This window comes from Cryobacterium aureum (assembly GCF_002954245.1).
Lineage (GTDB): Bacteria > Actinomycetota > Actinomycetes > Actinomycetales > Microbacteriaceae > Cryobacterium > Cryobacterium aureum.
Window position 1 is genome coordinate 1 of sequence record NZ_PPTG01000023.1, and the last position, 23,309, is coordinate 23,309.

Sequence of the window (23,309 nt, forward strand, 5' to 3'; positions counted from 1 at the left end):
TTAGAGTTCGCACGCCGCTTTTTCCGTTCCCGAGTTTCTTACCTTTGACAGTTAGAAACCTAGGCGGAGAGCGGCGTGCGGCCGTTAAGGCGCTCCCAACGGACCCACGGTTACGTCATGAGAGCCAGTTTTTGACCGGATAGCTCTTGACGAGATTCTGGGTGGCGATGACAGGCTCTGGCACAGTTCTAACCTAGACCGCCCCTGTGACATTGGGGATGGCTCGCATCTTCGGCGGCTACGATTCTCTGGTGACTACCGCTACCCGTGTGCCCGAAACTTCTGCTCCATCCGCTTCCCCGCCCGGCGGGAAGCCTCCGCGCGGCCGACGCGGCCGGCCAGTTCCCACCGGGCCCCGAGCGACGTTCAGCCAGCTGCTGCCCTACCTGTTCGAGCACAAAAAGGTACTCAGCGTCGTCATCGTTTTGAGCGTGCTCGGTGCCGCAGCGAGCCTGGCCCAGCCGCTGCTGGTGAGCCAGGTCATCACGATTGTGCAGGCGGGGGATCCGTTGGGCTCACTCGTTGGCGTATTGATTGCCCTCGTGGTCATTTCTGGGCTGATCAGCGGTTACCAGCACTACCTGCTCCAGCGCACCGGCGAGGGCGTCGTGCTCTCCAGCCGCCGCAAACTGGTCGGGCGTCTGCTGCGCTTGCCGATCAGCGAATTCGACGTCCGGCGCACCGGAGACCTCGTCTCCCGGGTCGGCAGCGACACCACCCTGCTGCGCGCGGTGCTCACCCAGGGTCTGGTTGAGGCGATCGGCGGATCGCTCACCTTCATCGGTGCGCTCGTGGCGATGCTCATCATCGACCCGGTGCTGCTCGGCCTGACCGTGCTCGTGATCGCCGTGTCGGTGGTCACCGTCACCCTGTTGTCGCGGCGTATCCGCACCGCGAGCACGGCCGCCCAGGTGAAGGTCGGTGACCTCGCGGCCAGCGTCGAACGCGCCATCAGCGCCATTCGCACCGTGCGCGCCGCCAATGCGACCGAACGTGAAGTGGCCGTCATCGAAGAAGACGCCCGCGGCGCCTGGCGCATGGGCATCAAGGTCGCCAAGATCAGCGCCCTCGTCGTGCCGATCGCCGGCATCGCCATGCAGGTGTCATTCCTCGTGGTGCTCGGCGTCGGCGGTTTTCGGGTCGCGAGCGACGCCATCACCATTGCCGACCTGGTCGCGTTCATTCTGTTTCTGTTCATGATGATCATGCCGCTCGGCCAGTTCTTCGGCGCGATCACCTCGGTCAACTCGGCGCTCGGTGCGCTCGGCCGTATCCAGGAGATCATCGACCTGCCCGCCGAAGATCAGTTCGATCGCGAGATCGCCCCGCTCGCCATGACGGTCGGCGCCGCCAACGAGAAGGTCAACCCCGAGTCCGCCGCGATCAGCTTCGAGAACGTGCACTTCGGCTATGCGGTCGCTCCAATTGACGCTGATTCCAGCGAAGCGGATGCCGCCACCGATACCGATACCGCTCCCGCAACCGACACCCCCGCATCAACAGACCCACGCCCCGTGCTCAAGGGAGTCTCCTTCAGCGCACCGCGTGGCCTGCGCACGGCCCTCGTCGGGCCGAGCGGCGCCGGCAAGAGCACGATCCTCGCCCTGATCGAGAGGTTCTACGACGTTTCGGACGGCACCGTGCGACTGGGCGGGCTGGACATCCGCTCGCTGGATCGCACCGCGCTGCGCGCGCAGATCGGCTACGTCGAACAGGACGCCCCAGTGCTCGCCGGGTCACTGCGCGACAACCTGACCCTCGCCACGCCCGACGCCACCGACGAGGACTGCATCAAGGTGCTGCACGCCGTCAACCTGGGCGAAGTGCTCGACCGCGACCCGGCCGGGCTGGGCGCTGCTGTCGGCGAATCGGGCGTGAAACTCTCCGGAGGCGAACGCCAGCGGCTGGCGATCGCGCGGGCGCTGCTGGCCGCGCCGCCGATTCTGCTGCTCGACGAGTCCACCTCGAGCCTCGACGGCAAGAATGAGCAGATGATGCGCGAAGCCATCGACGCCGTCGCGGCCGACCGCACACTGATCGTGATCGCGCACCGCCTGTCGACCGTGGTCGACAGCGACCAGATCGTGGTGCTCGACCATGGCGAGGTCGTCGGAGTCGGCACCCACTCCGAGCTCGTGGTCTCGACCCCGCTCTACCGCGACCTGGCGAAGCACCAGCTGCTCGTCTAGCCCGCCGAGCCGGTATGTAATGCCGGTGAATATGCGACAAGCCGCAGCGATTGACCTGAGATGACGGCGTGTCGCAAAATTTACCGGCGTTACGTGCGCCGATAGCGCAGTGTCACTAGCTGAAANAAAGGGGCGCAGCTCCAGCGTCAGGGCGGAGTCTTCGTGCTCGGTGATAGCCACCGACGCGATCGGGCGCTCGAGCAGGTCGGTCTCGTGGGCCGGGGCGGCGTCGAACGAGCGGGTGACCCGGGCGCGCGCCCGGGTTCCGTGCGCCTCGTAGATTCGCACGATGACGTCGCCGCTGTCGTCTTCAGCGAGCTTGACCGCCTCGATCACGATGGCCGGGTTGTCGACCGTGAACAGCGGTTTGATCGGCGTGGAATGTACGCCCGTTACCGTGCGTAATGGCAGGTTCAGCCGGTAGCCCTCATATACCGCGTCAGGAATACTCGCCCCGACGCGCACGGATACCCGCAGCTCATGCCGCCCCTGGTCGGCGCTCGGGTCGGGATAGAGCGGCGCGCGCAGCAGAGAGAGCGACACGGTGGTGCCGACGCGTGTTTCAGTCGGCATCGCGGCATCCGTTACTGCAGCGAAGACGGTGCGTGAAATAGCGTGGCCGTAGGTGGAATCGTTGGCGATCGCCACTCCGAAGTCGGGTTCGCCGACGTGCACCCAGCGGTGCGCGACGGTCTCAAACCGGGCCGCATCCCACGAGGTGTTCGCATGCGTCGGACGGAATATATGGCCGAACTGAATCTCGGACGCGGCCCGGTCTGCCTTGAGGTCGAGGGCGAAGTTCAAGCGCAGCAGTTTCTCGCGTTCGTGCCAGTCGATGCTGAAGGTGAGGTCGATGGCGCTCGAGTCGTCGCCGAGACACACGTCTTCGATGACCGCCGATGCCCCGAACCGCCGGGTGATGCGCACGCCGACCTGACCGACGGCCAGCCGGTCGAGCTGCTCAACGGAGTCGGCATCGGTGAGCGCCTCGAACAGGCGCGCGTGCGGCACGTCGATGTCCCAGGCATCCCACTCGGTAGGGGTGTCGCGGTGTAGCGTCAGCAAATTGGCCCGAGCACCGGCCGGAACGACCTCGCGGTGGTGCTTTCGGTCGTAGACCGACGTGAACAGTCCGTCGTCGTCGATGGACACCCGCACGTGCCGGTTCGACATAACCCAGCCGTCGGGGGTGCGGACGATCGTCGCTGCGGCTGGCGAATCGCCAGGACCGTCGCTGCCGCCGAGAGCTGGCAGGCCAGCGCGCGCGTACGGCCCCGCGTTCAGCGCGATCGCCGCGTCGCCCGGCCCGCACAGCGCCCGAATGACGGCCTCGATCACCCCCTCCAACACCCCAGCGACGCGCGCATACTCGCGTTCAGCCTGTTGGTGAACCCAGGCGATCGACGACCCTGGAAGAATGTCGTGAAATTGGTGGAGCAACACCGTCTGCCATGCGTTCCCGAGTGCCGCGCGTGGATAGTCCGCTCCCATCTGGACGAAGGCTGTCGTCGCCCACAGCTCGGCCTCCCGCAGCAGGTGCTCGCAGCGCCGGTTCCCCTGTTTGGTACGGGCCTGCGAGGTGAGCGTTCCGCGGTGAAACTCCAGGTAGAGCTCGCCCGACCAGACCGGCGGCGCCGCATACTCCGCCTCGGCCGCCTCGAAGAATCGCCGCGGGCTCGACAATTCGACCGTCGGTGATCCCTCGAGCGATCTGGTTCGGTGGGCAGCGGCGATCATCTCCTCGGTCGGTCCTCCGCCGCCGTCGCCCCAGCCGAACGGCACGAGCGAGGTGTTCGCGACACCCTTTTCGCTGTAGAGCCGTTCGGCCCTGGCAAGTTCATGCCCGGAGAGCTGCGCGTTGTAATCGGCGACCGGCGGAAAATGGGTGAAGATGCGGCTGCCGTCGAGGCCCTCCCAGAGAAAGCTGTGGTGCGGAAACACGTTCGTGTCGTTCCAAGACAGTTTCTGGGTGAGGAACCAGCGGCTGCCGGCGGCCCGCACGATCTGCGGCAGCGCCGCCGAGTAGCCGAACGAGTCAGGCAGCCAGACCTCGAGCGGCTCCACCCCAAACTCGCGCAGGAAAAACCCTTTGCCTGCGACGAACTGCCGCGCCAGCGCCTCACCGCCGGGCATGTTCGTGTCGGATTCGACCCACATACCGCCGACCGGCACGAAGTTGCCGGCCTCAACGGCCCGCCGCACCCGCTCGAACAGCTCGGGATGGAACTCCTGCAGCCAGGCGTATTGCTGCGCCGACGACGCCGCGAACACGAAATCGGGGTGCCGGTCGATCAAATCGAGCACGTTGGAGAAGGTGCGCGCGACCTTGCGCACTGTCTCCCGCACCGGCCACAGCCAGGCGCTGTCAATGTGCGCATGCCCGACCGCGTGCACCCGGTGCGCGCTCGCGTGCGCCGGGCTCGCGAGCACCTCGGCGAGAGCGGCGCGTGCGGCGACAGCGGCGCCACCCACATCGTCGGGGTCGAGGAGATCGAGGCAGCGTTCCAGGGCGCGCAGAATATTGGCCCGCCGCGGCCCGGCGGCCGGTAACTCGCGGCGCAGGCCGTCGAGGGCGACGACGTCTTGCACCAGCTGCCAGACCTGTGTGTCGCGCACGGCAACATCCGCTTGTCGCAGCAGATAGAGCGGCGCGGTGCCCGCGGTAGCGAGGTCGCCGAGCAGGGTGGGAGTGAAGCTGAAGTCGGCGGCGATATTGGGGTTGGCGGCGGCCTCGATGTAGAGGTCGATCCGAGTGTCGGTCACCGCGACCGTGCGGTTCAACGATTCGACGCCTTTGAGCAGCCGCCCGTCTGGACTGTAGGCGGTGCCCTCGGCCTGAAACCCCGGCACTGCGGCCGTAAACCCGAGGTCGACCACGACCTCGATGCGAGTATCGGCCAGGCCGGCCCACTTGGGCGGGACCAGTCCCCCGAGGTGAAACCACACGGTGCCCCACGGCCTTCCCCACGCGTCTCCCACGGCAAACGGCGCAAACGGATGCGAGACCGCCTCGGCAAACGAGACCGGCTCCCCCGGCGCCACCCAGGCGGTGACGGTGAGCGGGGCGGTGGCCCGGTAGATCGCCGGCTGCAGCCGTTCGCGGACGAACCGGTTCAGCCGAGCCTCGACGAGTGCGCTGTCGTCATGCATGCTCGCATCCTACGGCCGCCGCGCCCGGGCCGCTCAAGTCGGCTCACAGCGGACGCCCGTGGCGAATTCAGGAAATCCGGCCACCGACATCCACTTCTGCCGCACTGGTCTGCGGCCGGACGACGCGGTAGCCGGAGGATCTCCTGAATTCGCCGCCGAAAGCGGGCGGTACACGCACAAGGCCCCGCCACGGGAAGTGGCGGGGCCTTGTACTGTGCAGAATTAGTCCTTCAGGTGGTAGCGCACGCTAGCGAGCTCGGCACGCAGTGCCGGCGGCACCTTGTCGCCGAACTTGTCGAAGTATTCCTCGGTCAGGTCGCACTCGGCGAGCCAGCTGGTCTGGTCGATGGCGAAGAGCTGGTCAACAGCTTCCTTCGACAGGTCGAGGCCGTCGAGGTTCAGGCCGTCCTCGGCCGGGAGCAGGCCGATCGGGGTGTCGACGGCGTCGGCGCTGCCCTGGATGCGGCGGATCATCCACTCGAGAACCCGCGAGTTCTCGCCGAATCCGGGCCAGATAAAGCCGCCATCCGGGCCCTTGCGGAACCAGTTCACCTGGAAGATCGCTGGAGCGTTGGTGCCGAGCTCCTTGCCGACCTTGAGCCAGTGACCCCAGTAGTCGGCCATGTTGTAGCCGCAGAACGGGAGCATCGCGAACGGGTCGCGACGCAGCTCGCCGACGATGCCGTCAGCCGCCGCCGTCTTCTCAGATGAAATCGTGGCGCCCATGAACACGCCGTGCTTCCAGCTGCGGGCCTGCGCCACCAGCGGAACGTTGGTCGCGCGACGCCCACCGAAGACGATGGCGTCGATCGGCACGCCGCCGGCAGCTTCCCAGTCGTCGGCGATCGACGGGCACTGGGCGGCCGCAACGGTGAAGCGGGAGTTCGGGTGGGCGGCGGTACGGCCGGAGGCGGGCGTCCAGTCCTTGCCCTGCCAGTCGATCAGGTGCTCGGGAGCCTTGTCGGTGAGGCCTTCCCACCAGACATCTCCGTCGTCGCGCAGGGCGACGTTGGTGAAGATGGTGTTGCCCCACATGGTGGAGACGGCGGTCGGGTTGGTGGTTTCACCGGTTCCGGGAGCGACTCCGAAGAAGCCGGCCTCTGGGTTGATGGCCCAGAGACGACCGTCCTCGCCCTGGCGCAGCCAGGCGATGTCGTCGCCGATAGTCTCGACCTTCCAGCCGGGGATGGTCGGGCGCAGCATCGACAGGTTCGTCTTGCCACAGGCCGATGGGAACGCGGCGGCCACGTGGAAAACGCCGCCCTCCGGCGAGATCAACTTGATGAGCAGCATGTGCTCGGCCAGCCAGCCCTCGTCGCGGCCCATCACCGACGCGATGCGCAGGGCGAAGGACTTCTTCGAGAGCAGGGCATTTCCGCCGTAGCCGGAGCCGTAGGACCAGACCTCGCGGGTGTCCGGGAACTGCACGATGTACTTGTCATCGTTGCACGGCCATTCGACGTCGGGACGCGTGATGCCCGACGCGTCGACGAGCGGGTAGCCGACGCTGTGCACGGTGTGCACCCACGGTTCGCCATCTTCGATCATGGTGAGTACGGTCTCGCCCATGCGGGTCATGATGCCCATGTTGAGCACGACGTAGGGGGAATCGGTGATCTCGACGCCGAGCTGCGAGATGGGGCCACCGAGCGGGCCCATCGAGAACGGCACGATGTACATCGTGCGGCCGCGCATGCTGCCGGCGAAGACGCCGCGCAGTTCGGCGCGCATGGCCGACGGTTCGGCCCAATTGTTGGTGGGGCCGGCATCCGCTTCATCGTTGGAGCAGATGAAGGTGCGGTTCTCGACGCGGGCGACGTCCTTGGGGTTGGTGCGGGCGAGGAAGCTGTTCGGGCGCCATTCCGGATTCAAGCGGATGAGCTGGCCGGAGGCGACGAGCAGTTTGGAGAGCTCATTGGCTTCGCGCTTGGATCCATCGCACCAGACGATGGCGTCGGGTTCGGTCAGGCGAGCAATCTCATCGACCCAAGCCTGCAGGTTGGGGTCAGTGCTGCCCGTACGCGACGGGTAGGCATCCCCGTTGGTCTGGAGGGACGATTTGGTGAGAGTCATATTCTGGCCTTTCCGTACTGCTCGGGTAGATGCAAATTTATGGAACGTCTGGCTGCGTTGCTGACTTGACGTTGCGTACGGCCATAATTTCGGCCACAAACCAAGAATGGCCCTCTCTGCGAACGAGAACCGGCGATATTGTTCGTTAAGAATGCCCGTTCTTTAGATATTGTTAAAGAATGTCGCCTCAAGCTTCCGATCTGATCACCCTGGGCCATCGCATCCGCCATTTTCGAAGCGAACGCGGCCTCACCCTCGACCAGCTCGGCGAGCGGATCAGCCTCGCGGGCAGTCAGCTGTCACTCATCGAGAACGGCCGCCGGGAGCCGAAACTCTCGACGCTGCAGGAGCTCGCGACCGCGCTGTCGGTCGACCTGGCCGAGCTGCTGCGCCGGGAAGCACCGAATAATCGGGCGGCACTCGAGATCGAACTCGATCGGGCGCAGAAGAATCCGCTCTACGGCGCGCTCGGTCTGCCCGTCGTGAAGGTAACCAAGGGGATGCCGCTGCCCGCGATCGAATCGCTGCTCGGCTTGCACCGCGAGCTGTCTCGCCGGGCCAGCGAGGCCATCGCCACCCCGGAGGAGGCCCGCCGCGCCAACACCGAATTGCGGGAGCGGATGCGCGACCAGGGCAACTACATGCCCGAGATCGAGGAACTCGTCGAGGAACGGGTGCGCGCGAGCGGGCACATCTCGGGCGCCCTCACCCACCGCGAGGTGAGCGTCATGGCCGATCAGCTCGGCTTCAGCCTGATCTACGTGAACGACCTGCCGAACTCCACCCGGTCGGTCACCGACCTCGCCAACGGGCGCATTTACCTGCCCCCAGCGTCGATTCCCGGCGGGCACGGCCTGCGATCGATGGCGTTGCAGGCGATGGGCCACCGACTGCTCGGGCACGAACGGCCCGGCAGCTACGCGGAATTCCTGTGGCAGCGGCTTGAGATCAACTATTTCGCGGCGGCATGTTTGATGCCGCGCGAGGCATCCGTTGCCTTTCTTTCACATGCCAAGCAGGAGCGGGAGTTGGCCGTGGAAGACTTTCGCGACGCCTTCGGCGTTACCCACGAGGCTGCGGCGTTGCGACTGACCAACCTCGCCACCAGTCACCTGGACATGACCCTGCATTTTCTGCGGGTCAATGGCGACGGAGCCCTACAGAAGGGGTACGAGAACGACGACCTGCCGTTTCCGGTGGACGTCACCGGCTCGATCGAAGGCCAGTACGTCTGCAAGCAGTGGAGCGCGCGCAGCGCGTTCACCCACACCAACCGCACGACCGAGTTCTACCAGTACACCGACACCCCGGCCGGCACGTTCTGGTCGGCGACGCAAACCGGGTCAACGGATGCCGGTGAATTCTCGATCAGCGTCGGTGTTCCGTTCGCTCAGGCGAAGTGGTTTCGCGGTCGAGAGACCACCCAGCGCACGGTGTCACGCTGCCCGGACGAGTCGTGCTGCCGCCGCCCCAACTCGGATGTCGCCGCACGCTGGGCGGGCCGGGCCTGGCCGAGCGCTCGGCTGCACGCGCACGTGCTGTCGCCGTTGCCGTCCGGAACTTTTCCGGGAGTCGACGATTCCGAGGTGTACGCGTTTCTGGAGGCGCACGCGGCGGAGTAGCGAGAATTTAGGGTGCCAGCGAGCCCTCGGGCAGGCCGAGTTCGTGTTCGACGATGGTGCGTACGAGCGGTCGCTGCCTGCCGGCGTCGCCGTAGCGCACCGTGGCGTGGGCGGTCAGGCCGTCGATGATTCCGAGCAGCTGCCAGGCCAGGGCGGGCGGGGCGTCGACCACGAATTCGCCGCGGATCGCGCCCTCCTCGAGCAGGGCGACCAGAAATTCCTGCCAGGCATCCATTTGGCGGCCTACCTCCGCGGCCAGTACCGGGTTGCGTCGACCGAGGCTCCAGGCGTCGAGCCAGATTGCGGTAACCGTGCTGCGCTCCGGGCCGAGCAGGGTGTCGATCAGGGCCGCGAGGGCGTGCACCGATGTGCGGCAGGCGCTCAATTCGGTGGCTACCTCATCGATCTCGGCCGCAACGATCGCGCCGAAAGTGCTAGCGACCAGCACATTCATGCTGGGCCGGTAGTGCGCGACCAGCGCAGGCGCTACCCCGACGCGAGCAGCTACCGCGCGCACCGTGACTGCGGCGAGCCCCTCGGTCAGGGCGATCTGGCGGGCGGCCAGCGCGATCTCCGCGGCCCGCTCGGCGGGAGTCTTGCGCCGGTTGCGGGCGGAAAGTGTTGACATGGGACCCCAGTGTATATAGTTTGGGATCCAGTTGTTGATCACTTGATCAATAAGAGTCCCAGGAGAACAAGATGCGCCTGATCGAGGCCCCGTCCAGCCCAGCGTCTCCCACTCGGGTCAACGAGCCCGACCGCCTCCCCCTGCGCGTCGCCCTCGTACAGCATCGCTGGCACGCCGACGCGGCGACACTGCGGGCCGAGCTGGCCGACGGCATCCGTACGGCGGCTGAGGCCGGTGCCCGCATCATCTTTTTGCCCGAACTGACCCTCAGCAAGTACCCCGGCAATGTGCGGGCCACCGGCACGCCCAAAGCGGATGCGGAGCCGCTCAGGGACGGCCCCACCTACGAATTCGCGGCCGCTCAGGCCCGGCTGCACAACGTCTCCGTGCACGCGTCGCTATTCGAACGGCCGGCCGAAACCGACGCACCGAACGACCCGCGTGGCTACAACACGGCCATCCTGGTGTCGGAGACCGGCGAACTGCTCGGCCGCACCCGCAAGACGCACATTCCGGTCACCAGCGGCTACTACGAGGACACGTACTTTCGGCCGGGTCCCGCCGAGGACGCCTACCCGGTTTACACCGTGGCGGGCGCCCGCCTCGGCCTGCCGACCTGCTGGGACGAGTGGTTTCCCGAAGTCTCCCGGCTGTACGGGCTCGGCGGCGCCGAGATTCTCGCCTACCCCACCGCGATCGGCTCTGAGCCGCTCTTTCCGAACTTCGACACCCGGCCGATCTGGCAGCAGGTCATCGTGGCCAACGGCATCACCAGCGGACTGTTCATGGTCGTGCCCAACCGGCACGGCGACGAGGGCGACCTCACCTTCTACGGTTCCTCCTTCATCTCCGATCCGTTCGGACGCGTGCTCGTGCAAGCGCCGCGCGGCGAGTCCGTGGCGCTCGTGGCCGATCTCGATCTGGCCCAGCGCGAGGAGTGGCTCAGTCTGTTCCCGTTCCTGGCCACCCGCCGGCCCGACAGCTACGCGGGGCTGACGGCGGCGGTCGACCCGGCGCATCCGTTTGGAGCAGAGCGCGCATGACTTGGCGGATGCCGGCCGAAACCGCACCGCAGGACCGGGTCTGGATGGCTTTCCCAGCCGGCGGCTACACCCTCGGCAATACCGCCGAGTCGGCCCATGAGGCACGCCGCACCTGGGCGGCCGTCGCGCACGCCGTGGCCGACTTCGAGCCGGTGACCATGGTCGTCGACCCGGCCGCCCGCGCCGACGCTGCCCGCTACCTGGGTAGCGAGATTGAGGTCCTGGAAGCCGAGCTGAACGACAGCTGGATGCGCGATATCGGCCCGAGCTTCGTGCACGACGCACACGGCCGCCTCGGGGGCATCGACTGGACTTTCAACGGCTGGGGCGGCCAGGACTGGGCCAGCTGGGACAAAGACGAGTCGGTCGGCCGGTTTGTAGCGGATTCCTCCGGCGCAGCCCTGGTATCGTCGCACCTCGTAAACGAGGGCGGCGGGATCCACGTCGACGGCGTGGGCACCGTGCTGGCGACGGAGAGCGTGCAGTTGGACCCCGGGCGCAATCCCGGTGCCACCCGGGTCTCGGTGGAGGCGGAATTGCGGCGCACGATCGGTGCCGAGCACGTGGTCTGGCTGCCGCGCGGCCTCACCCGCGACCAGGCCAAGTTCGGCACCCGCGGGCACATCGACATGGTCGCCACGATCTCGTCGCCGGGAACGATTCTGCTGCACACGCAGAACGATCCCGCGCATCCCGACTACTCGATCACCCGCGACTTTCGGGCGCTGCTGGCCGACGCGCACGATGCCGCCGGGCGATCGTTCACGATCATCGAGCTGCCGGCACCGGCCGTGCTGCGCGATGACGAGGGGTTCGTGGACTACAACTACGTAAATCATGTCGTCGTCAACGGCGGCGTTATCGCGTGCAGCTTCGGCGAGGAACGGGCCGATTCGCGGGCCCGCGACGTACTCGCAGCCGCCTACCCGGGACGCCGCGTTATCTCGGTCGACGCGCGGCCGCTGTTCGCGCGTGGCGGCGGCATCCACTGCATCACGCAGCAGCAGCCGTCTGCGCCCGTGCCAGCCTAATCAGCGCGCTCACCACCTTGCGGCGACCAGCCCATTGTGCCAGGCACGAATCACGAGGAACGGAAGCAGCACAGCCACGATGAGCAGCACGAAGGCCCACGCGCCGATGTCGGGCGTCATGAGATTGGCGCCCCAGATCACCAGAGCGACGGCTCCGACGTTCAGTAGAACGGATGCCCGCGGCCGGCTTGGCGGGCTGGTGAACAGGGGCAGTGGAACTGCGGGGTTTGCCCAGACAAGTTGCAGAACAGCGTAAATACCACAGGCGAACCCGGCGAGAACCAGAATCGTGCCGAAGATGACTGCCATGCGGTGGTGCTCCCCTCTTGAGTCATTACTTCGACCCTAAAGTCCTACTTCGGCTGCATCCGAATCGCCCCGTCAAGACGGATAGTTTCTCCGTTGAGCATGGGATTTTCGATGATATGCCGCACCAGGAATGCGAACTCCTTTGGGTCGCCGAGTCGGGACGGATGCGGTACCTGGGCACCCAAGGAATCCCGCACCGGCTGCGGCAAGCCCTGCAGCATCGGGGTGTCGAAGATGCCCGGCGCAATCGACATCACTCGAATGAGGCTCTGGGCGAATTCACGAGCCAGCGGCAAAGTCATCGCGGCCACGCCGCCCTTGGACGCGGCATAGGCGGCCTGCCCGATCTGCCCATCAAAGGCAGCTACGGAGGCGGTGTTGACGATGATGCCGCGTTCGGCGCCGCCCTGACGGTCCGCGTCGCCCACGGGTTCGGTGCGCTGCATCGCCGCGGCGGCCAGCCGCACGACATTGAACGTGCCGACAAGGTTGATCCGAATCGCCCGCTCAAAATCTTCGAGCGGCAGCGGCCCATCGCGGCCGACCGTGCGGGCGCCTGGCGCGATACCGGCGCAGTTGATCACGATGCGCAGCGGTGCCAGTGCCACAGCGGCGTCGACGGCGGTCTGCACGTCGCCCGCGCTCGTGACGTCGCCGGCTACGAACCGGGCGCGGTCGCCCAGTGAGGCCGCGATTTTCTCGCCGGGCGCGCCGGGCAGGTCGAGCAGCACCACGGATGCCCCGGCTTCGTGCAGCGTGCGAACGCAGGCCAGGCCGAGGCCGGAGGCGCCTCCGGTAATGAGGGCGGAGCATCCGTCAATCTGCATTAGAGCCTCTCGATCAGGGTTGCATTGGCCATGCCGCCGCCCTCGCACATGGCCTGCAGGCCCCAGCGACCGCCGGTCATTTCGAGGTGATTGAGCAGCGTGCCGAGCAGGCGCGTGCCCGAGGAACCGAGGGCGTGACCGAGGGCGATAGCTCCGCCGCGCGGATTGAGGCAATCGGGGTCGGCGTGAAGCTCGCGCAGCCAGGCCAGCGGCACGCTCGCGAAAGCCTCGTTGATTTCGTAGGCGTCGATGTCGTCGATACCGAGGTCGGCCCGCGCGAGGATGCGCTGGGTCGCCGGAATCACTCCGGTCAGCATAAGCATCGGGTCGCTCCCCACGACGGTGAAGCTGTGAAAGCGGGCGCGGGCGTTGAGGCCGAGCTGCGCGGCCCGCTTGGCGCTCATGATCAACGTTGCCGAGGCGCCGTCGGTCAGCGGCGAGGAGTTTCCGGCGGTGACGTGCCAGCCGAGTTTTGGAAACCGCGCGGCGAGGGCGTCGGTGCGAAAGGCGGGGCGAAGGCCCGCGAGCGAGGCGTGCGAGGTACCGGGGCGGATGGTTTCGTCCTCGCTGACGATACTGCCGTCCGTCCTGGTGACGGCCACGATTTCGCCCCCGAAGTCGCCGCGTTCGACCGCCGCCGCGGCGAGCCGGTGTGACCGTGCCGCGTAGGTGTCGAGGGCATCGCGGCCGAGGTTCCATTTTTGGTTGATTAGTTCCGCGGAGACACCCTGGTTGACCAAGCCGTCGGGGTAACGCTCGTGCATGAGCGTGCCGAACGGGTCCTGTGTGCTGGCGGAGGACCCGAGCGGAACCCGGCTCATCGACTCTACGCCGCAGGCGATTACCACGTCGGCGGTGCCGCTCATCACAGCCTGGGCCGCGAAAGCGGTGGCCTGCTGGCTGGAGCCGCATTGCCGGTCGATTGTGGTGCCCGGAACGGTGTCCGGAAATCCGGCGCTGAGTAACGCGGTGCGCGTGACGTTGTTGCTCTGCTGGCCGACCTGGCTGACGCAGCCGCCGATCACATCATCGATCAGCGCCGGGTCGAGGTTGTTGCGGCTGACCAGTTCGCGCAACACGGTGGCCAGAAGGTCGGCCGGATGGATGCCGTCGAGGACTCCCCCTGGCTTGCCCCGGCCCGACGGGGTGCGCAGAACGTCGACGATGACAGCTTCATTGCTCATGACCCCAGCCTAAGCCCGCGCGGCGGGGGCGACCCACGGTCTCGACAGCGGATGCTCCAGCGCCAGTTACCCGGACAAAGCCCACATCGCGACGGCACTCGCCGCGGCCACGTTGAGCGAGTCGATCCCGTGCTTCATCGGAATCTGCACGACACTGTCTGATGCAGCGAGAGCCTCGGGGGTGAGCCCCTCACCCTCGGCGCCAAGCAGCAGGGCCAGCCGCTCATGGCCAGCGCCGTCGAAGTCGCGCAGGCTGACCGCGTCGGGGGTCAGGGCGAGCGCCGCCACGTGAAAACCGTGCCGGGTCAGTACAGCGCGGGTCTCGGTCCAATCGCCGACTCTCGTCCACGGCACCTGCAGCACGGTACCCATCGACACGCGGATGGCTCGGCGGTAGAACGGGTCGGAGCAACGCGGCGTGACCAGAATGGCATCCGCTCCGATGGCACCGGCTGAGCGAAAGATGGCGCCGACGTTGGTCGGATCCGACACGTTTTCGAGGATAACGATGCGGCGTGCGCCGGCCAACAGGGCATCGGCGTCCGGCAGCTCTGGCCGGTTCATGGAGGCGATCAGCCCTCGATGCAAAATGTAGCCGGTGAGGTCGGCGAGCAAGTCGCCGGGGCCAACGAACACCGGAACCTCGGCCGCGTAGTCGCCGAGCACCGCGAGAGCCTCATCGGCAGTGTTGCCGAGCGCGAGCACCGAGCGTGGAACATGCCCGGCACGCAGGGCCCGCTCGAGCACCAGGCCCGACTCGGCGATGTACAGCCCGTGCTCGGTGCCGCGGGCCTTCTTGAGCGCGACATCGGTGAGGTGGGCGTAGTCGACCAGTCGCGCATCGCTCAGGTCGTCAATCGCGATCAGGGGCATCCGCAAAGTCTAGCCAGCTGTCCGAAGTCCCGGCGTGCCGGGTGTCGGTGGGGGCCAATTCAGGAAAACGTTCGGGGGGCGAACCCGCCGCGCCCGCAATCACGCGGAACGGCGGGCTGGCGGACCCGGCCTTCCTGAATTAGCACCTCGCGGGTGGACCGGCACTTTGGCCGGCCCACGATCGGGACCCTACGGGGTCGGCGTGAGCGTGTACTTCGTCGAGAGATACTCTTGGATTCCCTCGAGCCCACCCTCGCGACCGAGTCCGGACTGCTTGACGCCGCCGAACGGCGCGGCCGCGTTGGAGACGACGCCCGTGTTCAGGCCCATCATGCCGGTCTGAAGTTTGTCGATCATGCGCTGGCCGCGTGCGAGGTCGGTCGTGAACACGTAGCTGATCAGGCCGAATTCGGTGTCGTTGGCGAGGCGCACGGCATCAGCTTCGTCGGTGAAGGTGCTGATCGCGAGTACAGGGCCGAAGATTTCGTCGCGCAGGATGTCGCTGCCCGGCAAGACGCCGGTTAGTACGGTGGGCGCGTAGAAGGTTCCCTCGCGCTCGATCGCCGCGCCGCCGGTGAGCACGGTCGCGCCGCGGGAAACCGCGTCTTGCACGAGGGCATCGGCCTTGGCGACGGCTTTGCCATCGATCAGCGGGCCGATGGTGATGCCGGCCTCTGTACCACGCCCGATCTGAAACGCCTCGACCTTGTCGGTGACCCGGCGGGCGAATTCGGCGGCGACGGACTCGTGCACGATGAATCGGTTGGCCGCGGTGCAGGCCTGACCGATGTTACGGAACTTGGCGATGAGGGCGCCATCGACGGCCTTGTCGAGGTCGGCGTCGGCGAAGACGACGAACGGGGCGTTGCCGCCGAGCTCCATCGAGGTGCGCAGCACGTTCTCGGCGGAAAGCTTGATGAGCGACTTGCCAACCGCTGTCGACCCGGTGAAGCTGAGCTTGCGCAGGCGCGGGTCGGCGATGATCGGCTCGGTCACCGCGCCGGACTGGGACGTCGTGATGACGTTGACGACGCCGGCGGGCAGACCAGCCTCTTCGAGCAGGGCCACGAAGTGCAGGGTGGTCAGCGGGGTGAGCGCGGCCGGCTTGACGACGACGGTGCAGCCGGCGGCGAGCGCCGGGGCGATCTTGCGGGTCGCCATGGCCAGCGGAAAGTTCCACGGGGTGATCAAGAGGCAGGGGCCGACCGGGTGCTGGGTGACGATCATGCGACCGGTGCCCTCGGGGTTGGTGCCGTAGCGGCCGCTGATGCGCACGGCTTCTTCGCTGAACCAGCGCAGGAATTCGCCGCCGTAGGCGACCTCGCCGAGTGCCTCGGGCAGCGGCTTGCCCATTTCGATGGTCATGAGCAGGGCGAACTCCTGCTTGCGTTCCTGCAGCAGGTCGAAGGCGCGGCGCAGGATTTCGCCACGCACGCGGGCGGGGGTCGCAGCCCAGTCGGCCTGTGCGGCGTCGGCGGCGTCGAGGGCTGCGGCGCCATCGGCCACGCTCGCGTCGGCGATGGTCTTGATGACCCGGCCGGTGGCCGGATCGGTGACATCGAGGGTACGGCCGCCGGTTGCGGCGATCCACTGGCCATTGATGTAGAGCTGGCCCGGCACTCGAGCGAGCAGCTCGGATTCGTTCGTGCGCGCGTCGGTAACAACTGTCATTGCATCTCCCATGCTTATGTCTGCCCGTCGATCTGACGGTAATAGCCTAGCTGCGCCCACCGACACGTCCGGTGGCAGCGGATGTTTCTCGGGTCAGTTGAACATCAGCGGAACGACCATGCCGACCGTCATCGCGGACATGGCGAGGCCCATGCTGGCGTGTTGGGCGGCCGGAGACCGGGCAGGCCGACGAGCATGAGCGCCAGCAACACCACGGCCCACAATGTGCTGGCGCACCCGCGGCCTTTTTTACCGTGGCATGCCGTAGATCTGGCCGGTGGATTGCTCGACCTCGTGATCGGGCCCGAGCGGAATGCCGGTGCGGTCACGCAACACCAGCGTCGCTGCGAAGGCAATGACGGTCACACCGGCAATGTAGAAGGCCACGGAGAGCGCTGTTCCTGTGGCCTGCACCAGCGCGGCGGCGACCAACGGGGCAAAGGCGCCACCGAGGATCGCTCCGAGCGCGTAGGTGATCGCGACGCCGGAGTATCGGATCGAGGCCGGGAACAGTTCGGTGAAATACGCCGCTTGCTGCCCGTAGGTGAAACCGTTGCCCACGGTGAACATGGACAGGCCGAGGAACAGTAGCCAGACGTTTCCGGTGTTGACCAGCGGGAACAGCAGGAACACCGTGATCAACTGCACGATCCAGCCAATGATGTAGGTGTTACGCCGACCGATCTTGTCCGAGACGCCGCCAGCGATCCAGGTCATCAGCAGCCAGACCACTGCCGAGCCGGTCACGGCCAGCAGCACCGGGGTACGTTCAAGGCCGACGAACCCGTTCGGGTCGGTCGCGTAGTTCTGCAGGTATCCGCCGGTGGTCATGTAACCCGCGGCGCTGTTGCCCGCGAAGGTGAGCGCGGCGAGGATGACGAGCAGCCAGTGCTTGCGAAAGAGGGTGACCATCGGAACCTTGGTCTGCTGCTTGCGCTTGGCGATCTCCTTGAACACCGGGCTCTCGTCGACGCTCCGGCGCACGATGAAGCCGACGACGATCAGCACGAAGCTGAGCAGGAACGGAATGCGCCAGCCCCATTCAAGGAATGCGTCGCCGGGCGAGATCACACCGGTCATCAGGGCGAGAATTCCGGAGGCCAGCAGAAGACCGATCGGTACGCCGATCTGCGGGAAGGCGCCCATCCGGCCGCGCTTGTTGTCGGGCGCATGTTCGACCGCCATCAGCACCGCACCGCCCCACTCTCCGCCGGCGGAGATGCCCTGCACGATGCGCAGCAGCAGAAGAATGACCGGCGCCGCAACGCCGATCTGCGAGTAGGTCGGCAGCACACCGATCAATGTTGTTGCCGACCCCATCAGGATCAGCGTGATCACCAGCATGGCGCGGCGTCCGAGCTTGTCGCCGAAGTGGCCGGCGAGGAAGGCCCCGAGGGGGCGGAATAGAAAACTGAGGCCAACCGAAGCAAAGGAGAGCAGGATGGCGATCTGCGGGCCAGCCGGTTTGAAGAACAACTCGGCAAAGATCAGGCCGGCGGCACTGGCATAGAGGAAGAAGTCGTACCACTCGATCGTGGTACCGATGACCGTGGCCATCGCCACCCGTCGCCGATCGGACGAGCGCTGAATGGGCGGTGCTGCTGTCGAAACAGATGACATCTGCTGTGACTCCCTTGTCATGGTTGGTCGCACGGCCGACCTTGTTCACGACCTGCGAATGCCACTGATCGTATATGATTTGAGATACGAGCGCAATCGCCCCGTACGAGAATGCCCGGCCGGGTTGCATCTTTCGGGCGATCGTATATCATTTCAAATACACACGCAGCGCCGCGAGAGGACATCCTATGCAGCACCCCACACCGTTCACCGGCACCCCCGGCAAGGTGATTGCCCTGCACCTCAACTATCCGTCTCGCATCGCTCAGCGCGGTCGCACGCCGGAACAGCCTTCCTACTTTCTGAAGCCCGGAACCTCGGTGAGCGCGTCTGGCACGCCGATCGAACGCCCGGCCGGCACCGAACTGCTTGCCTTCGAGGGCGAGATCGCCCTGATCATCGGCCACAGCATCCGTCGGGTAAACCCCGACGAGGGCTGGGCCGCCGTCTCGGGTGTCACCGCCGCGAACGACTTCGGCGTCTATGACCTGCGTTACGCCGACAAGGGCTCGAACCTGAAGTCCAAGGGCGGCGACGGCTTCACCCCGCTTGGCCCGACCGTGATCAACGCCACAGATATTCAACCGGATGCCCTCCGGGTGCGCACCTGGGTCAATGGCGCGTTGGTGCAGGAAGACACCACTGCGCAACTGGCCTTCGGGTTCGGCCGTCTGGTCGCCGATCTCTCCCAGCTGATGACGCTCGAACCCGGCGACGTGATTCTCACCGGAACCCCCGCCGGTTCCTCCGTCGTGCAGCCCGGCGACGTGGTCGAGGTCGAAGTGGATGCCCCCACCGCGCCGGGCGCGCCCAGCACCGGCCGACTGGTCACGCCCGTCGTCGCCGGTACGGTCGCTATGGCCGAATACGGCGCCGGCCCGAAGATCGACGATCTGCAACGGGCCGAGGCGTGGGGATCAGCGGAGGCGGCCGGACTGCCGGCGTCGACCGGCCAGGCCACCATTTTGACCGACGAGCTCAAGGCGAAGATCAACTCGGTCGGCACCGCCACGATCAGCTCCCAGCTGCGCAAGCGCGGCCTGAACAACGTCTCGATCGACGGGTTGAAGTCCACCCGGCCGAGCGCACGTCTGGTCGGTCTTGCCCGCACCCTGCGATTCATTCCCAACCGGGAGGACCTCTTCGTCTCTCACGGCGGCGGCTACAACGCCCAAAAGCGTGCCTTCGATTCGCTCCGCCCCGGAGATGTACTCGTGATCGAGGCCCGCGGCGAGACCGGAACCGGCACGGTTGGTGATATCCTCGCCCTTCGCGCCCAGGTGAACGGCGCCGCTGGCCTGGTGACAGACGGCGGGGTGCGCGACGTGGCCGCCGTCACTGCCCTGACGATGCCCACCTACTTCGCCAACGCGCATCCGGCCGTTCTCGGCCGCAAGCATGTGCCGTGGGACACCGACCTCACCATCGCCTGCGGCGGCGCGGCCGTGCAACCGGGCGATGTGATCGTCGGCGACGCCGACGGCATCCTCGTGATTCCGCCGCACCTGATCGAGGAGGTCGTCGCCGACGCGATCGAGCAGGAGCGCGAGGAAACCTTTATCGCCGAGATGGTCGCCGCCGGTGAGGGCGTCGACGGGCTGTACCCGATGAACGCGAAGTGGAAGGGACGGTACCAGCAATGGCTGCAGTAACAGCGCCGTCGGTCAGCAAGTCACAACTGGCCTATCAGTGGATCAAAGCGCGCATCTCCGACGGAACGTTCACACCGGGCTACCGCCTGGTGTTGGGCGCAATCGGCAAGGAGCTCGGCGTCAGCGTCGTACCGGTGCGCGAGGCGATTCGTCGCCTCGAAGCGGAGGGACTGGTCACCTTCGAGCGCAACGTCGGCGCGCAGGTCGCCATGCTCGAGGAGACCGAATACCTCTACACGATGCAGACCCTGAGCGTCGTCGAGGGCGTCGCGACCGCGCTGTCAGCACCGTTCATCACCACCACCGACATCGACCGCGCCCGCTCGGTCAACCAGGCCATGGCCGCCTCCCTCGAAGACTTGAACCCACACCGGTTCACCGAACTCAACCTCGACTTTCACTCGATCCTGTTCGAAAACTGCCCGAACCCGCACATCCTCGACCTCGTGCACCGCGGTTGGAACCGCATGAAAGTGCTGCGCGACTCGACCTTCAGCTTTGTGCCCGGTCGCGCCCGCGACTCCGTCTCGGAGCACGAAAACCTGCTGCAACTGATCGAGTCGGGCTCCGACGCGCTCACACTCGAGCTGGCCGCGCGCGCCCACCGCACCAGCACCCTGGATGCCTTCCTCGATTACCAAAAATCGCATCACCCCCACTCAGCCCCCGAACCGTCCCCGAGAAAGAGAGCCTGACCATGACGCAGACGTCTGTCCAAACCACGCACTACGTCCCCGCCGACCTGCCCACCAGCATCCGTCACTTCATCGGTGGAAAATTCGTCGACAGCGTCGGCGGCGAAACGTTCGATGTGCTCGACCCGGTGTCGAACCAGACCTACGCCACCGCGGCCGCCGGCCAGCAGGCCGACATCGATCTGGCCGTCGCCGCCGCGAAGGAAGCGTTCGACAACGGCCCCTGGCCACGCATGCTGCCCCGCGCCCGCGCCCGCGTGCTGCACGCGATCGCCGACGCCGTCGAGGCGCAGGACGCCCGGCTCGCCGAACTGGAAACCTTCGACACCGGGCTGCCAATCACGCAGGCGCTCGGCCAGGCGCAGCGAGCGGCCGAGAACTTTCGCTTCTTCGCCGACCTAATCGTGGCGCAGGCCGACGACACCTACAAGGTGCCCGGCCGGCAGATCAACTACGTCAACCGCAAACCGGTCGGGGTGGCCGGGCTGATCACCCCGTGGAACACCCCGTTCATGCTGGAAAGTTGGAAGCTCGCCCCCGCGCTCGCCTCGGGCTGCACCGTCGTGCTGAAGCCAGCCGAATTCACGCCGCTGTCGGCGAGCCTCTGGGCCGAGATCTTTCGCACCGCCGGCGTGCCTGACGGGGTTTTCAACCTGGTCAACGGCATCGGCGAGGAGGCCGGCGATGCGCTGGTCAAGCATCCTGATGTACCGCTCATCTCCTTCACCGGCGAGACCACGACCGGCCAGACCATCTACCGCAACTGCGCAGCGAACCTCAAGGGCATGTCGATGGAGCTCGGCGGCAAGTCGCCCGCCGTCGTCTTCGCCGACGCCGATCTCGACGCCGCGATCGACTCCACCCTGTTCGGCGTGTTCTCCCTCAACGGCGAGCGCTGCACGGCGTCAAGCCGCATCCTGGTCGAGCGGTCAATCTACGACGACTTCTGCGCCCGCTATGCCGCCCGCGCGCAGAGCATCGTGGTCGGCGACCCGCACGACCCGAAAACCGAGGTCGGCGCGCTCGTTCACCCCGAGCACTACGCCAAGGTCATGAGCTACGTCGAAATCGGCAAGACCGAGGGTCGGCTGCTCGCCGGCGGCGGTCGTCCGGAAGGACTAACGGAGGGCAACTATGTCTCCCCCACCGTCTTCGCCGACGTCGCCCCGACCGCCCGCATCTTCCAGGAGGAGATCTTCGGCCCGGTCGTAGCCATCACCCCCTTCGAAACGGATGCCGAAGCGCTCGCCTTGGCCAACGGCGTGAAGTACGGGCTGGCTGCGTACATCTGGACCACGAACCTCACCCGCGCCCACAACTTCGCCCAGGCGGTCGACGCCGGAATGGTCTGGTTGAACTCGCACAACGTGCGGGACCTGCGCACCCCGTTCGGCGGCGTCAAGGCCTCCGGCCTCGGCCACGAGGGCGGCTATCGGTCGATCGACTTCTACACCGACTCGCAGGCCGTGCACATCACGCTCGCCCCCGTGCACACGCCCCGCTTCGGCGGCAACTAGCCGCGCCCCTGTGGACAGGGCCCGGGCCCCGTCCACAGGCCCAGTTTATAAACTGGGCCCGCGTTCATAAGGTGGGCCCAGCATCCGCTTCACCCCAGCAGAACCCCCGCACACACCCCGCGTCACCCTCAACGAGGAGAATCCCATGACCAATCCGATCCCCACCCCCACAGCTACCCCGCCCGACATCCTCCGCTGCGCCTACATGGACATCGTCGTGACCGACCTGGCCCGCTCGCGCGAATTTTACGTCGACATTCTCGGCCTCGTCGTTACCGAGGAGAGCGACACCGAGATCTACCTGCGCAGCTTCGAGGAGTTCATTCACCACAACCTCGTGCTGCGCCAGGGCCCCATTGCCGCCGTCGCCGCGATGGCCTTCCGGGTGCGTAGTCCAGAAGACGTCGACCTGGCCGAGGCCTACTATAAGGAGCTCGGCTGCCGCACCGAACGTCGCACCGAGGGCTTCGTGAACGGCATCGGCGACAGCGTGCGCGTTGAAGACCCGCTCGGCTTTCCGTACGAGTTCTTCTACGCCACCACCCACGTGGAACGCCTCGCCTGGCGCTACGACCTGCAGGGACCGGGCGCTCTCGTGCGCCTCGACCACTTCAACCAGGTCACCCCCGACGTCGGTCGCGGCCGCAAATACCTCGAGGACCTGGGCTTTCGCGTCACCGAAGATATTCAGGACTCCGACGGCGTCACCTACGCGGCCTGGATGCGCCGCAAGGACACCGTGCACGACACCGCGCTCACCGGCGGAAACGGGCCGCGCATGCACCACATTGCGTTCTCGACGCACGAGAAGCACAACATCATCTACATCTGCGACAAGCTCGGCGCGCTGCGCAAGAGCGACCTGATCGAGCGCGGACCTGGCCGCCACGGCGTCTCGAACGCGTTCTACCTCTACCTGCGCGACCCCGACGGCCACCGCGTCGAGATCTACACGCAGGACTACTACACCGGCGACCCCGACAATCCTGTGGTCACCTGGGACGTGCATGACAACCAGCGCCGCGACTGGTGGGGCAACCCCGTCGTGCCCAGCTGGTACACGGATGCCTCGCTCGTGCTCGACCTCGACGGCAACCCGCAGCCGGTGATCGAACGCACCGAGTCCAGCGAGATGGCCGTGACCGTCGGCGCCGACGGTTTTTCCTACACTCGCAAGGACGACGAGTTGGCCGGCTTCAAACTCGGCACCACCCTCTAGAAAGCA

At 66.5% G+C, this 23,309-nt stretch carries 16 protein-coding genes and 1 pseudogene; 8 read left to right on the forward strand and 9 right to left on the reverse strand.

Annotated features, from left to right (window positions below; genetic code table 11):
- Positions 1–269 precede the first annotated feature (269 nt).
- A complete protein-coding gene (locus CJ028_RS08770; RefSeq protein ID WP_439099035.1) occupies positions 270–2,189 on the forward strand; it encodes an ABC transporter ATP-binding protein in 1,920 nt (639 codons plus the stop codon).
- A 186-nt stretch (positions 2,190–2,375) separates the two neighbouring features.
- Here the strand turns inward: CJ028_RS08770 and CJ028_RS08775 are convergent.
- A pseudogene (locus CJ028_RS08775) lies at positions 2,376–5,339 on the reverse strand (alpha-mannosidase); the annotation flags it as partial.
- Between the two features lie 222 nt (positions 5,340–5,561).
- Positions 5,562–7,412: a phosphoenolpyruvate carboxykinase (GTP) gene (locus CJ028_RS08780; protein WP_105034883.1), complete on the reverse strand. Its 1,851-nt coding sequence runs from the start codon at positions 7,410–7,412 to the stop codon at positions 5,562–5,564.
- A gap of 179 nt (positions 7,413–7,591) precedes the next feature.
- Between CJ028_RS08780 and CJ028_RS08785 the strand changes: the two genes are divergently transcribed.
- Positions 7,592–9,034, forward strand: coding sequence for a helix-turn-helix domain-containing protein (locus tag CJ028_RS08785; RefSeq protein WP_105034884.1), 1,443 nt, complete (start codon positions 7,592–7,594; stop codon positions 9,032–9,034).
- Between the two features lie 7 nt (positions 9,035–9,041).
- Here CJ028_RS08785 and CJ028_RS08790 read toward each other — a convergent pair whose 3' ends face one another.
- Positions 9,042–9,662: a TetR/AcrR family transcriptional regulator gene (locus CJ028_RS08790; protein WP_105034885.1), complete on the reverse strand. Its 621-nt coding sequence runs from the start codon at positions 9,660–9,662 to the stop codon at positions 9,042–9,044.
- Between the two features lie 71 nt (positions 9,663–9,733).
- On the opposite strand from CJ028_RS08790, the gene CJ028_RS08795 reads away from it, so the two are divergent.
- On the forward strand, positions 9,734–10,705 hold the full coding sequence (locus CJ028_RS08795) for a nitrilase-related carbon-nitrogen hydrolase (RefSeq protein ID WP_105034886.1): 972 nt from the start codon (positions 9,734–9,736) through the stop codon (positions 10,703–10,705).
- Positions 10,706–10,713: 8 nt separating this feature from the next.
- The gene (locus CJ028_RS08800) at positions 10,714–11,736 is read left to right on the forward strand and encodes an agmatine deiminase family protein (RefSeq protein ID WP_240607167.1); all 1,023 of its coding nucleotides are present in this window, start codon (positions 10,714–10,716) and stop codon (positions 11,734–11,736) included.
- Positions 11,737–11,745: 9 nt separating this feature from the next.
- On the opposite strand, the gene CJ028_RS08805 is transcribed toward CJ028_RS08800, so the two are convergent.
- The 6 genes from CJ028_RS08805 to CJ028_RS08830 form a co-directional block, all read right to left on the reverse strand.
- Complete coding sequence (locus CJ028_RS08805; protein ID WP_105034888.1) at positions 11,746–12,045, reverse strand: hypothetical protein; 300 nt, start codon at positions 12,043–12,045, stop codon at positions 11,746–11,748.
- Positions 12,046–12,089: 44 nt separating this feature from the next.
- Positions 12,090–12,872, reverse strand: coding sequence for a 3-hydroxyacyl-CoA dehydrogenase (locus tag CJ028_RS08810; RefSeq protein WP_105034889.1), 783 nt, complete (start codon positions 12,870–12,872; stop codon positions 12,090–12,092).
- Complete coding sequence (locus CJ028_RS08815) at positions 12,872–14,056, reverse strand: thiolase family protein (protein WP_105034890.1); 1,185 nt, start codon at positions 14,054–14,056, stop codon at positions 12,872–12,874. The genes CJ028_RS08810 and CJ028_RS08815 overlap by 1 nt, the downstream gene beginning before the upstream one ends.
- A gap of 66 nt (positions 14,057–14,122) precedes the next feature.
- Complete coding sequence (locus CJ028_RS08820) at positions 14,123–14,929, reverse strand: TrmH family RNA methyltransferase (protein ID WP_105034891.1); 807 nt, start codon at positions 14,927–14,929, stop codon at positions 14,123–14,125.
- Between the two features lie 189 nt (positions 14,930–15,118).
- Positions 15,119–16,600, reverse strand: a complete 1,482-nt coding sequence (locus tag CJ028_RS08825; protein ID WP_105034892.1) for an NAD-dependent succinate-semialdehyde dehydrogenase — start codon at positions 16,598–16,600, stop codon at positions 15,119–15,121.
- 249 nt (positions 16,601–16,849) lie between these two features.
- On the reverse strand, positions 16,850–18,220 hold the full coding sequence (locus CJ028_RS08830) for an MFS transporter (protein WP_105034893.1): 1,371 nt from the start codon (positions 18,218–18,220) through the stop codon (positions 16,850–16,852).
- Positions 18,221–18,408: 188 nt separating this feature from the next.
- Here CJ028_RS08830 and CJ028_RS08835 point away from each other — a divergent pair, with 188 nt between their 5' ends.
- The 4 genes from CJ028_RS08835 to hpaD all read left to right on the forward strand — a co-directional run bounded on the left by CJ028_RS08835 (position 18,409) and on the right by hpaD (position 23,303).
- Positions 18,409–19,872, forward strand: a complete 1,464-nt coding sequence (locus CJ028_RS08835) for a fumarylacetoacetate hydrolase family protein (protein WP_105034894.1) — start codon at positions 18,409–18,411, stop codon at positions 19,870–19,872.
- Positions 19,860–20,567: a GntR family transcriptional regulator gene (locus CJ028_RS08840; protein WP_105034895.1), complete on the forward strand. Its 708-nt coding sequence runs from the start codon at positions 19,860–19,862 to the stop codon at positions 20,565–20,567. Before CJ028_RS08835 ends, CJ028_RS08840 begins: the two co-directional genes overlap by 13 nt.
- A 2-nt stretch (positions 20,568–20,569) precedes the next feature.
- A complete protein-coding gene (gene hpaE, locus CJ028_RS08845; RefSeq protein WP_105034896.1) occupies positions 20,570–22,084 on the forward strand; it encodes a 5-carboxymethyl-2-hydroxymuconate semialdehyde dehydrogenase in 1,515 nt (504 codons plus the stop codon).
- 145 nt (positions 22,085–22,229) lie between these two features.
- Positions 22,230–23,303: a 3,4-dihydroxyphenylacetate 2,3-dioxygenase gene (gene hpaD, locus CJ028_RS08850; protein ID WP_105034897.1), complete on the forward strand. Its 1,074-nt coding sequence runs from the start codon at positions 22,230–22,232 to the stop codon at positions 23,301–23,303.
- Positions 23,304–23,309: the final 6 nt, after the last annotated feature.

Bases quoted from the DNA above. Each gene is read 5' to 3' on its own strand.
- CJ028_RS08780 (WP_105034883.1), bottom strand. From the start codon at position 7,412: ATGACTCTCACCAAATCGTCCCTCCAGACCAACGGGGATGCCTACCCG.
- CJ028_RS08785 (WP_105034884.1), top strand. From the start codon at position 7,592: ATGTCGCCTCAAGCTTCCGATCTGATCACCCTGGGCCATCGCATCCGC.
- CJ028_RS08790 (WP_105034885.1), bottom strand. From the start codon at position 9,662: ATGTCAACACTTTCCGCCCGCAACCGGCGCAAGACTCCCGCCGAGCGG.
- CJ028_RS08795 (WP_105034886.1), top strand. From the start codon at position 9,734: ATGCGCCTGATCGAGGCCCCGTCCAGCCCAGCGTCTCCCACTCGGGTC.
- CJ028_RS08800 (WP_240607167.1), top strand. From the start codon at position 10,714: ATGCCGGCCGAAACCGCACCGCAGGACCGGGTCTGGATGGCTTTCCCA.
- CJ028_RS08805 (WP_105034888.1), bottom strand. From the start codon at position 12,045: ATGGCAGTCATCTTCGGCACGATTCTGGTTCTCGCCGGGTTCGCCTGT.
- CJ028_RS08810 (WP_105034889.1), bottom strand. From the start codon at position 12,872: ATGCAGATTGACGGATGCTCCGCCCTCATTACCGGAGGCGCCTCCGGC.
- CJ028_RS08815 (WP_105034890.1), bottom strand. From the start codon at position 14,056: ATGAGCAATGAAGCTGTCATCGTCGACGTTCTGCGCACCCCGTCGGGC.
- CJ028_RS08820 (WP_105034891.1), bottom strand. From the start codon at position 14,929: ATGCCCCTGATCGCGATTGACGACCTGAGCGATGCGCGACTGGTCGAC.
- CJ028_RS08825 (WP_105034892.1), bottom strand. From the start codon at position 16,600: ATGACAGTTGTTACCGACGCGCGCACGAACGAATCCGAGCTGCTCGCT.
- CJ028_RS08830 (WP_105034893.1), bottom strand. From the start codon at position 18,220: ATGTCATCTGTTTCGACAGCAGCACCGCCCATTCAGCGCTCGTCCGAT.
- CJ028_RS08835 (WP_105034894.1), top strand. From the start codon at position 18,409: ATGCAGCACCCCACACCGTTCACCGGCACCCCCGGCAAGGTGATTGCC.
- CJ028_RS08840 (WP_105034895.1), top strand. From the start codon at position 19,860: ATGGCTGCAGTAACAGCGCCGTCGGTCAGCAAGTCACAACTGGCCTAT.
- hpaE (WP_105034896.1), top strand. From the start codon at position 20,570: ATGACGCAGACGTCTGTCCAAACCACGCACTACGTCCCCGCCGACCTG.
- hpaD (WP_105034897.1), top strand. From the start codon at position 22,230: ATGACCAATCCGATCCCCACCCCCACAGCTACCCCGCCCGACATCCTC.